Raw genomic sequence first — 11,376 nt, 5'->3', positions numbered from 1 at the left:
CACGGTTAGCAAGACGCAGATCCAAAGATCCATTCGCTGCAGGCCACAGCTCGTTGCAGAATTGGATAATTTTCGCTTCAATCGTCTTTCACTGTCCGCGGGCGGCACAGCAATAATAAAGTCATGGAGAATTCATGCAATCGATCGTCATTGCCCAGGGCGGCGGCCCCACCGCTGTGATCAACCAGACGCTGTGCGGCGCCATCCTTGCCGCGCGCAGGCATGATCCGTCGTTGCAGATTCTCGGCGCGCGCTATGGCGTGCGCGGCCTCACGGCGGACAACGTCGTCGACCTCACCGCCGTCCCCGAGGCGGATCTGCACCGCCTCGGCAATACGCCCAATTCGGCGCTCGGCTCGACCCGCGACAAACCAGATCCCGACACATGTTCTGATATCCTCGCGGCGCTGGACCGGCTCGACGCCCGTGCCTTCGTCTATATTGGCGGCAATGACACGGCCGGAACGCTCGAGCTGCTGCGTCAACAGTCAAGTGGCCCCTGCCATTTCGTGCATGCCCCCAAGACGATCGATAACGACTTGATGGAGAACGATCATGTCCCCGGCTTCATCTCGGCCGCCGCCTTCGTCGCCAACGCCCTTGTCAGCATCGATCTCGATTTTCGCGCCATGCCCGGCATCCATGTGGCCATCGTTATGGGCCGTCATGCCGGCTTTCTCACCGCCGCCGCCGCAGGCTGGCAGCAATCGCCCGACGATGCCCCGCATCTGATCTACACACCGGAACAGCCGTTCTCGATTCCCCGGTTCCTCGACGAGGTCGATGCGGTTTATGCGCGCCTGGGCCGCTGCATCGTTTCGATGTCCGAGGGCGTGCAGGACGAGATGGGTCGGCCTCTCACCGAGGCGTTGGCGGGCGGGGCGGTCGAGCGCGACGCCCATGGCAATCTGCAATTGACCGGCGGCGATCTCGGCATCGAAATCCAAAAAGCGCTGAAATCGCGTTTTCGCAAGGCAAGGGCGCGCGTCGATACGCTAGGCTATCTACCACGCGGATATATCGGCGTGATCGACGAAACCGACCGCAAGGAGGCTTTCGCCGCAGGCGAATTTGCCGCGCAAAGCGCCTTAACCGGCAATGGCTCGGTGGTGCTACACTATGACGGCGACCGCATCGAACCTCAGCTCGTGCCGCTCGAGCGTGTGGCTGGCAAAACGCGTCATATGCCGGACGACTTCTTTTCTGGCAGCAGTGCCGTTTCGGCTGAGGGACGGGGCTATTTTCGGCGGCTTCTACCCACACGGCCCGACATCTTCCTGCCGTTCGTGTGAAAATTCCGGATAGGGCATTCTCAACGTGAGGCTCTTAGAAGTGTTTTTTGGCACAACCGCGGACGTCCGCTCGTGGGCAACGCCGTCCTTGTGCGGAGCTTGGCTACAGTTCCAACCGGTCCGAAGTACGAGACCTGGAGAATAACCGTCGTCTTCCAATTACAACAGGTAGAGAGTTCATTTTCACCGCTCGGATTGGCTGCTGCATGACCGCGCTCTGGTGGCAGGCGGGTGTGTGTCATTCGGCGCGCGATTTGACCCCTCGTCAAAGTTCGGCGCTTATTTGGACATTCATCTGGCGCCCCTCCTCACCCAGCTTCGCTGCGGCAATCCTTCGCTTTTGCCGTTCTGATAATCGTCCCGAGGCCCTTAGCTAACGTCGCGATCGTGCCGCTGCCCAGGAGAGAAACTCGGGGTGCTTCTTCGGCCGGTGTCGATATTGGTGCGGGATTATCGAGAAAGGGCTCAATGCGCCGACGGCGTGCTTGTTCGGATCACGGCGTCTCATGGTTGCGAGCCGACACGTTCAGTCCCAGCCGAGGTGGTACTCCCTTATCGGTATTTACCAAGGCATCGTAGTTGACCAACCTACATTAATTAGCTCGATTATTGATTGCGCCAGGTCGCATGAGCCGGGCTCCCCGAGGCGGTCCGCTTGCGCGAGGCTGCGGTGTTGACGGCCGACGTCAACCACCTCATTGGCGCCTTGCAAAGCCTCGACAAGCAGATGGCCCAGAAGGAGGCGACGCGCCAGCGCTTGGACATGAGAATCGCCTATCAGGACAAGCTGATTCAGACGCTGACCGACCTCCTGAGCGTGCGCCAGCAATCATACGATCTCAAGGTCGGGACCAAGATCAATTTGTACGACGCCAGGGGGGAGCTGGAGAAGTCGCAATCGTCGCGGGCCTCCGACCAGGGCGAGCTGATCGAAACCGAAGCTGCGCTGATGGAGCTCGCCAGCGAGAAGATCAAGACGCTGTCACAATTCGTCGCCGATAATGGAAACAAGCAGGCGGAGGCCGAGCGCAAGGCGGATGGAGCCAAACAGGCGCAGGTCAAGGCGTGGGTGCGTCTGGCGCGCACCAGGCTCCATTCGCCGGTCGACGGCGTCGCCCAGCAGATGGCGGTGACCACCGTTGGTCAAGTCGTCACCACGGGGCAGCAACTGCTGGTCGTGGCGCCAACCGAAGGGGCGCTACAAATCGAGGCGCTCGTCGCCAATCTCGACATCGGCTTCATCAAGCCCGGCCAGACTGCGGCGATCAAGGTCGACGCCTTCCCCTTCACCCGTTTTGGCGTTCTGCACGGAACAGTCATGCGTATCGCATCCGAGGCGGTCGAGGAACAAGAGGCCAAGCGCGGTCTCGCCAACGCCACCGCCAATACGGCCGGCGTCCCGCCTGCCAGTCAGGCCGGACAGTCGCCGAGCTTCGTCTTTCCGGTTACCATCGCGCTCGAAGATCAGGCGATCAATGTAGACGGTGCGATGATCGCTCTAACTCCGGGCATGACCGTGACCGTGGAAATCAAGACCGACAGCCGCCGCTTGATCGACTACCTGCTCTCGCCGCTTGCCAAGGTTGCATCCGAGGCGCTGAAGGAGCGATAGGAGCCGCGTGCGTGAGCACACTGTCAATCGGCGTACGGATTGACCCCTGCCATCATGAGGTCGATCAGGTACTTAGAATGCCGATCGGCGCTCGGACCCCACGCCGAGTAACAAGAAAGGCCAGCAAGCGCGGAAAGCTCACGGTCTTACGCAGAACTTTCTGGGTCTAGGGCTCGTGCCTATCTGGTCCTACGACGCGGCGGCGGCGGCAGCGGCAGCACGTTGCGCTGCCATATGGTCCCGTTGTCGAACTGAACTGTCATACCATCAGGTGTATAGACCGCGCTGATGTTGTAGACGTCGATCCAGATGCGGTTGTTCGGATAGATCCAGTCCGGCCATGCGCGCGAAGGCACGCCAGCCTCTGTTGTGAGATTAAGCTCGGATCCGTTCTGCGTGACAACAGCCAGCATATCGCCACGGCACATTTGGACACAGGTGTAGGTGCCCGTGAGATCCACCGATTGGGCAGCCGCCCCGGTTGCCGTCAGCATCGCCGCGACGCCAAAAATCGACGAGAAACGCTTCATCAATTTATTCCTTCGTTTGAATCTGAACTCAATCCAACGGGGAACTAAACTGAGCTATCTAACCTGCGCGCGGAGGAAGGCAGTTGATCTCCGTCAATCGCCTTGTCGCAATCGTCGCCTCGCGCGCACCGCCTGAAGCTGGAGCGGAGAAATGGACCTGCCTAGCGGAGGCGTTCGCGCTACCACGCGCACGCGGTTAGCCGCCCTGCGATGTCTCGTTCCGGTTCTTGCTCGCTCCTCTCAATCCCGAGCTTTTCGTCAGCGAATTCGCAATGTCCGTCATCTGAATGCAGGTGAGAAGATCGACATAGCTCTGGATCCCTCCGGACGTGGCCTCGCCCTCGCAGGAATCGCGGACTGATGCTGCGGTGGAAGACCACAGCGGACGCAATTGCGTTTGCGCGGTCGTCTCATCGCGCATGCAGTCTCCTAAGCTTTGAGCCTCGTCGAGGCCCATCGCCTTATCGGTCGCTACTGTGGACTGGCACAGGGCTTCCACCCGCAACTCGGGCACCTTATCGGAAACAGGCAGCAGGCTGCTTCCGAGAAGTGCCATAGACAGTAAGGCGATTTTCATTTGCGTGATCCTTTGCTTCAGAATTGCCCGGGTTGAGCCGGCGGAGCCGGCCAGTTCGACCGGACGTTCGTCGGGTTGGCGCGATCGAACAGATCCTGTCGCAAGAGGGGGCTGCGGGTGAGCACCTTGCGATGAGCTTCGACGCTCACCGGGAGCGCGGTCCGAGACGTCGGGGTCTGCTCGCGGTTGCTTCCGGCCAAGGCCGCAGGTGACAATGCGGCATTCAAAATGATGACCGCGGAGAGAAGAAGTCGGGCGCGCCGCATCTAAAAGCCCTTTTCACTGTAATCCGATGCTGTGCCGCCCGCTAATTCCTCGACCAGTACGCGTGACAAAGTTTGCACCGCGTCTGTCTCGTTCGGCAGCAAAAGTCGCAATCGCGGAAAAAGCATTCCAACCTCCTGAATGCCGACATGCGACTTTGCAGGAAGCCACTTCGGCTCTGCGGCGGCGTTGACGCAGATCAAGCAGGACATGCGAAAGACAGCACAACCTTTGGATCCGTCTGCCGAACCAGCCAGACTAGAGTGTCAACTAAGATAACGTTATGAAAATGATTCCATGGAGGTGGATATCGATAGCCTGCATTGTCGTGGCAACGAACACTTGCGTCCGGGCTCAAGATCTTGAAGAGAGGCGGAATGCGTATCTGTCAAATTGCGCGGGGTGCCACGGTGTCGATGGGAAGGGGACGGGTCCGATGAGCAGTAGGCTCAGAATTCAGGCCGCTGATTTGACAGTCCTCGCAAAGAGAAACAATGGCGTGTTTTCAGCTGTTGCCATCGCAGAGAGAATCGACGGGCGTAGCGCACCGCATCACAACTCTGAAATGCCAATTTGGGGATGTCGGCAAGGACCTCGGCCGGACCCGCAAAGAAAAGCATATCAACCTAAGCCTATCGACTCACTGCTGGATCTACCTTGCGACCCAGAAGGGGTTATACAAAAACGAATACGGGATATCGTCGAGTATCTGGCTCAAATCCAGGAGAAATAGATTCGCAGCAGAGAAGAGATGGCATCTGATCATAGCGCATTGATCACGCTCTATCTCGGTTACATCGGCTTCGCAGATAGATTGACGGATGTATTGCTATGGTGGCGGTCACTCCTCACGTGATGCCATGACACGTTGCTTGCCAACGAAGAGCGCGTGATCGCTCGGCCTGTCTAGTAGGTAAGCGGCCCTTACAAAGGTGTACCGCACTTGGCGCACCATCGAGCCAATTGGCAGTGGATCGGCGGTGATCGTTTGCGACTTGATTCACATTAAGGATCGCGCGGCGAGCGCAGGCGTCGCCATGAAATAACCGGCTGTTCTACGCTACCGGCGGCGCGGCCTTCATCAAGTCCAGCGCCAATGGCACCTCGATTGCCGGCTCGCCTTGCGGAACGGCTGGTGTGCTTACGAACTGTTCTGCTTCGGCATGGCGGCCGGTCTAGGTGCCGAATGGGCGTTCGCCCAGAACTGGTCCGTAAAGCTCGAATACCTTTACGATCCGTACCGGCATCGATCACAAGTTCTAGGTGTCATTCGGCGCACTGTTTGCCCCCCGTATTGCCGCATCTGGGAATGTTACCCTGGTGGCGCCATCGCCGATGGCGACCCGATGGCGATTGATTGACCGCGCCAGGTGGACTTTCCGGCTTGCTCGACGAGAGGGGCTGTGGGCGGGTCGGGCCCTCCATTCGCCGGCGCCATCCTGTAGCGAGGCTGGCTTTAATGGTAGCCGCAACGAAGATAGACGGAAATTAGACGAATCTTCCGTCCCCTTGGGAGAAATGAATCAGCGACCTCCCTCGGCTTGGAGCCGAGCTCTTCAACACAATCGACCCTGAGTGGAAGATTACGAGACCCGTCTCACACCAGGCGGCTGCCACGTTCCTTTGCCTATGGGCAGGATCGATGGCGCTTCGGTCTTCGGCCAGTACAACCGCATGCCCAAATAAATCGGCCCGTTGGGAGCTGGTAACCAGTTGGCCTCCCTGTCGGCGCCTGGTGATTTGTACTGAATGTAAATCGTGACCGACCCATCCGCATTTTTGTTCATCGCGGGAAGCATGGGAGAATTGACGAGGTACCGATCGATCGGGTTTTGAATCAACAACTCAGTCTTGCCATCATACATCGTGATCGACCAGAACGCGTTCACCGGCGGCAACTGACCTGAAGGAAAAGTTATTGTGTAGTTGTATTTGCTGCCGTCCAACGTCTGTCCATCGGCGTCTTTCCGGGTCAATGGATACGTCGCTTCTACCGAATCGTTGCCGTAAATGCCCGCCTTTGCTCCCGCGGCGCGAAGCAGCCAATTTCCATTGTAGAAGGCGCTATCCCCAAAATACGCAGCTACTCGCCAGCCGTTCATACCAACGCCGGCGTTTTCGATGGCAGCGTCAACCTTGCGCTCGCCTTCCGCCATTCCCAACAAGACCTCCGCCTTGTCTTCCAGCGACAGATCATTGAAGTTGGAGATCTTGCCGGGTCCGACACCGATGCGGGCAAGCTTGGCGCGGATGTCCATTTCGACGGCTTGGGCCGGTGCGAACTGCAAGGCGAAATCGAGGTACTCGAAGAAGTGTTTCTTGACGAGTTCCTTGTCGATCCTCGGAAAGCTGATCTCTGGCGCGAGCGGTGGCGGCGATTGTTTGAGGTATTTGGAAAGCGTCTCTACGTTGTACCCTGCCTGGACATTCCTGACGTTATCGATGTCATCCGGGTTGAAAAGTTGGGTACGATATATCGCGATCGAAAACTGCGTGGTTGACCGGAATACTTTCTTGATGCCGGACGGCGTTTCGCCCTTCCAGTTGGGCCCGACTACCATGTAGTCGCCAGCTTCGCTTCCGGTGGCGCGGGAACCTATGTAACCGTAATTGTAGACGTTGCCATCGCAAAGCTGAACCGAGTAGTAGCGCTTCGGGTCAACTGCCGGGACGGAGAGAACAATGGGCTCCACCCGCAAGTCCATCCAGACCATAGAGTAGGGCGTATCACTGTTGGGGGAGATGACAGCCGTGTCCTTGTAGCTAAAGACGTGGTCTTCGTTCTTGATCTGATTGAACGGTGCTTTGAACTGTCCAGAAGAATGATCGACGGCATACTCGTACATCACCGCGTAGTTCATCACGATAGCCAGGCCGTAGATGAATCCCTCTTCAGCGATATCCTTTGCTGCCAAAAAGCCGGGGCGGTTTGTCTGAGCGAGTGCCGGAACGGGCCTAAATGCGGCGGCAGCAATGGTTGCCAGCGCGGCAGTGTGGAGCAGTTCGCGTTTCGTCAACATGGGGAACGCCTCGTTATGCTTGCGGTTCAATCTGACCGCGAACCGGGGGCTCGGCAAGGATAGATGGACTGCGCCGCGCGCCCTCTGCGGTGAAAAGGGGCCTGTAAACGGCCCCTTTGCTCCTTGTTCTCAGCGCGTGATTACTTCATGCATTCCCGCACGAAGCCGATGCGTTCGACAGGATCAAGCTTCTTTGCGTCAGCCTGCTTTCGGCAATCTTCTCTCTTGTCGAGCCGCATTTCGATTTTCTGGACCAAATTGAGATCCTCTCCGACGGGTCCGTCGCTCGCTGCCTGCATCCCTGCCGTCAGCTTCTTGATGTCGGCGGGCGACAGTTGCGGGCGATCGACCTTGATCGTCAGTTTGTCGAGCTTGGCGGTCAATGCGAACGGCGGCTTGTAGTCGGCGTCGTTCACGCTGGTCAGCGTGTCGGAGCCGATGTCGAAGCTCTCGTCCCATTGCAGGGTGATCGGCAGCGTCTTCGGCATCTTCTTCGTTGCGACGTCCTTGCCGTCCACCTTCAGGGTGCCGGTGCCGGACTGGCCGAGGCCGCTGAAGTTGTTGTACTCGAGCGTGCCGGCGCCGATACCGTCGTATTTGAAGTCGAACTCGACGATGTGCCGGCCTGGCGAGAGCGCATCAGAGCCCTCCCACTTGATGCGTTCGAGATCGGCCAGATTCCACAAGAAGACGGGCTTGCCCTGCAAGAGGTAGAAGCCGTAGCCGGCGAAGCGTCCGCCCGAGGTCAGAATCATGCCCTCGGCGCCGCCCTGCGGAACTTCGATGTCAGCCGTGATCGTGTAGGAGGCATTGAGGATCGCGGGCGAATCCCCCTGCGGCAATCCCGTCATCGGCCGCGTGTACACGAACTCCTTGCGGCCTGCCGTGATGTTCGGCCGCGGTGCGATCATGCGGGCGGCGACCGAGGCGTCCATCGGGAAGACCTGGTACTTCCTAGCTTCCGCGAGGAACTTCTGCCGCATCTCCTTGACCTTCTCCGGATTTTGCGCGGCGATGTCATCAACTTGGCTGAAGTCCTTATTCAGGTTGTAGAGTTGGAAGACCTGGTTATTGAGCGGATCCGGGTTGGCAGGCCCAAAGGCTTCCCAAGGCGCACGGTTGACCTTGGTGGAGAGCATCCACCCGTCGTCATAGAGCGCCCATTGGCCCATCATTTCGAAGTACTGGGTCTTGTGGTGCGAGGCGACCTTCGCGTTCGCTGCGTCGAACGTATAGGCGAAGCTCGTGCCTTCGATTGACGCCTGCTTGATGCCGTCGACCATCTCGGGCGCGCTGACGCCGGCGGCCTCGAGGATCGTCGGCAGGACGTCGATGACGTGAATGAACTGCTCGCGCAGGGCGCCCTTGTCCTTGATCCGCGCCGGCCACGACACGACCATGTTCTGGTTGATGCCGCCGAGCCTTGAGGCGTTCCTGCTTGAACCAGTCGAAGGGTGTGTCGAACGCCCACGACCAGGCGGCCGACATGTGGTTGTAGGTTTGGTCGGTGCCCCACACGTCGTACCACTTCATCTGCTCCTTGACGGGCATTTCCGAGACGCCGTTGAACCACGCGACCTCGTTGGGCGTGCCGAGCGGTCCGCCCTCGGCGCTGGTGCCGTTGTCGCCGTTGATGTAGATGACGAGCGTGTTATCGAGCCGGCCAAGATCCTGGAATTGCTGGATCACGCGACCGATTTCGTGGTCGCTATAAGCGGCGAAGGCGGCGAAGACCTCAACCTGGCGAACGAAAAGCTTCTTCTCTTCCGCGCTGAGCTGGTCCCACGGCTTCAGCAGCTCCTTGGGCCATGGTGTCAGCTTGGTGTCCGCCGGGACCACGCCGAGCCGCTTCTGGTTCTCCAAGATGCGTTCGCGCAGCTTCTCATAACCGTCGTCGAACAGGTGCATCGCGCTGATCTTGTCCACCCACTCCTTGGTCGGGTGGTGAGGCGCATGCGTGGCGCCAGGGGCGTATTTGATGAGGAGCGGCTTCGACGGATCGGTCTGATGCATCCGCGTCATCCAGTCGATGGCGTCGTCCGCCATCGCCGTGATCAGGTTCCAGCTCCCCGGCTCCTTGCCCTGGAACGGATAGATCTGCGTTGTGTTGCGGAAGAGGTTCGGCTCCCACTGGTTGGAGTCGCCGCCGACGAATCCGTAGAAATACTCGAAGCCCATCCCGGTCGGCCACTGGTCGAATGGACCGACCTGGCTCGCCGTGTAGATTGGCGTGTTGTGGTCCTTGCCGAACCAGGACGTCGCGTAGCCGTTGTCGAGCAGGATACGCCCGATCGTCGCCTTGTCCTTGGCGATGATGCTGTTGTAGCCCGGATAGCCGGTCGACTGCTCCGCGACCACGCCGAAGCCCGCCGAATGGTGATTACGTCCGGTGATCAGCGCGGCGCGCGTCGGCGAGCACAGTGCGGTGGAGAAGACGCGGTTGTAGCGCAAGCCCTCATTTGCGATCCGATCCATGGTGGGGGTCGGGATGACACCGCCGAAGGTGCTCGGCACCGCGAAGCCGGCGTCGTCCGTGATGATCAGCAGCACGTTGGGCGCGCCGTTGGGCGGCGTGACACGCGGCGGCCACCAGGGCTTCGACTGTAGGGCGTCGTCCTTGATCGTACCGCCGAACTTCGGATCGGGCGGCGGGAGCTGCTGTCCGGTGATGGTCGAGGTCGCACTGGGCGAACCCGGGGTGCCCGTAACCTGTTGCGCTGGCGCTTGGCCGGCGCAGATGAGCGAGCTTGCGAGGCAGAGAAGTGTCCCGGTGAGGAGCCGGTGAGAGACAGGCATCTTCGTTCACTCCCTGAACTCGGTTTGAAGGATCAAGTGTGAACTGCCTCTCCGGTCTCCCTGTTGATGTGGATCAAGACAGTCCGGCCGTGGCCCGTTCGGCCTCGAGAAAACCCAAGGTGTGTGAGGTTCACTGACGCTATCGTGCACAGGGGACCTAGATGATGCGTGCCGGCATCGGTGCACGGAGGTCGTCACGACGAGAGAGTTTTTCGAGGTGCCCCAAATTGCCAAGGCCGCACGATAAGGCAAGATCGTTGCCGAGATCGCGTTTTCACGTTCTTCGAGCATTATCTCCGCCCATCGGCAGAAGGCAGCTATTTCCTCACCATATGGTTGGTCGGCTGCGCCGCGGTTGGTACGGCTTCGGAGATCGAGAACGTCAGCCAGGTGTTCCAGCCGACCGGTGGAGATTTTGCCGAGGATGGTGCGGTCTCCGGTCGAGATCTGCTTGGGCACCAGTCCGAGCCAGGCGCCGAAGTCACGGCCTTTGGAGAATACGTCTCCAGTGCCGATCGCGGCCACCATGGCGCTGGAGATGATCGACCCGATGCCGGGCACCGTCATCAGGCGCGAACATGCCTGATCTTGACGGGCCAGTGCTTCGATCTCGCCGGATAGGCCATCGATGCGCTGATCCAGCCGGCGCCAGTCGCCTGCCAACTCCTCGATAACACGCAACATGCGTGGCAACAGGGCATCGGTGCGCGTCGCAAGGATGGTAGGCAGTTCCGTGCGCAGGAAGCCGATACCCTGGCGCACGGCGATCCCGCGTTCCAGCATAAAAGCGCGAATCTGGTTGATGATGCCGGTGCGTTGCGACACCAGCCGCTCGCGCACCCGATGCAGCGCCTGCAGATCGAGTTGCTCCGCGGTCTTGGTCGCCACGAACTTCATCGTCGGACGCTGCACGGCTTCGGCAATCGCTTCGGCATCGTTGAAGTCGTTCTTCTGTCCCTTGCTGTAGGGGCGAACATATCTGGCCGGCATCAACCTGGCATCGTGACCAAGCGATGCGAGCTTGCGGCTCAGGTGATGTGCGCCGACGCAGGCCTCCATGCCGACCAGGCAGGGCGGTAAGTTGGCGAGCCGCGCTTCCACTTGGCCACGCGACCACTTTTGCCGTAGCACGATGGCCCCGCGCGCATCGTGGCCCACGACGTGGAACGAGTTCTTACCGATATCGATGCCGATCACGGCGAGTGCGGTATTGGGTGTCTCAGACATGGCGTGCTCCTTGTCTTTGGCGCCCCTTGCCAGCTTCGCTTGCTGGCGGGGCAGGAGC

The 11,376-nt window shown here is 59.6% G+C and carries 7 protein-coding genes and 2 pseudogenes; 3 read left to right on the top strand and 6 right to left on the bottom strand.

Features of this window, described 5'->3' with window-relative positions; genetic code table 11:
• Positions 1–134: 134 nt before the first annotated feature.
• Positions 135–1,292, top strand: a complete 1,158-nt coding sequence (locus tag ACVWW1_RS16585) for a diphosphate--fructose-6-phosphate 1-phosphotransferase (protein WP_456656571.1) — start codon at positions 135–137, stop codon at positions 1,290–1,292.
• A 673-nt stretch (positions 1,293–1,965) separates the two neighbouring features.
• Positions 1,966–2,904: an HlyD family type I secretion periplasmic adaptor subunit gene (locus ACVWW1_RS16580; RefSeq protein WP_456656570.1), complete on the top strand. Its 939-nt coding sequence runs from the start codon at positions 1,966–1,968 to the stop codon at positions 2,902–2,904.
• Between the two features lie 179 nt (positions 2,905–3,083).
• Here the strand turns inward: ACVWW1_RS16580 and ACVWW1_RS16575 are convergent, their stop codons facing one another.
• The 3 genes from ACVWW1_RS16575 to ACVWW1_RS16565 all read right to left on the bottom strand — a co-directional run bounded on the left by ACVWW1_RS16575 (position 3,084) and on the right by ACVWW1_RS16565 (position 4,487).
• Complete coding sequence (locus ACVWW1_RS16575) at positions 3,084–3,434, bottom strand: hypothetical protein (RefSeq protein ID WP_456656569.1); 351 nt, start codon at positions 3,432–3,434, stop codon at positions 3,084–3,086.
• Between the two features lie 196 nt (positions 3,435–3,630).
• Positions 3,631–4,011 carry a hypothetical protein gene (locus ACVWW1_RS16570; protein ID WP_456656568.1) on the bottom strand — a complete coding sequence of 127 codons (381 nt, stop codon included), beginning with the start codon at positions 4,009–4,011 and terminating at the stop codon, positions 3,631–3,633.
• A gap of 266 nt (positions 4,012–4,277) precedes the next feature.
• Positions 4,278–4,487, bottom strand: coding sequence for a hypothetical protein (locus ACVWW1_RS16565; RefSeq protein WP_456656567.1), 210 nt, complete (start codon positions 4,485–4,487; stop codon positions 4,278–4,280).
• Between the two features lie 71 nt (positions 4,488–4,558).
• On the opposite strand from ACVWW1_RS16565, the gene ACVWW1_RS16560 reads away from it, so the two are divergent.
• Positions 4,559–5,008, top strand: coding sequence for a c-type cytochrome (locus tag ACVWW1_RS16560; RefSeq protein ID WP_456656566.1), 450 nt, complete (start codon positions 4,559–4,561; stop codon positions 5,006–5,008).
• 850 nt (positions 5,009–5,858) lie between these two features.
• On the opposite strand, the gene ACVWW1_RS16555 is transcribed toward ACVWW1_RS16560, so the two are convergent.
• The 3 genes and pseudogenes from ACVWW1_RS16555 to ACVWW1_RS16545 all read right to left on the bottom strand — a co-directional run.
• On the bottom strand, positions 5,859–7,295 hold the full coding sequence (locus ACVWW1_RS16555; protein ID WP_456656565.1) for a DUF1254 domain-containing protein: 1,437 nt from the start codon (positions 7,293–7,295) through the stop codon (positions 5,859–5,861).
• Positions 7,296–7,435: 140 nt separating this feature from the next.
• Positions 7,436–10,091 (bottom strand): annotated as a pseudogene (locus ACVWW1_RS16550) (arylsulfatase).
• A 408-nt stretch (positions 10,092–10,499) separates the two neighbouring features.
• Positions 10,500–11,318: pseudogene (locus ACVWW1_RS16545) on the bottom strand (IS110 family RNA-guided transposase); the annotation flags it as partial.
• Between the last annotated feature and the right edge of the window lie 58 nt (positions 11,319–11,376).

The sequence above is a fragment of the Bradyrhizobium sp. JR3.5 genome (assembly GCF_054057015.1).
This window is presented reverse-complemented; position numbering and strand designations above follow the sequence as displayed.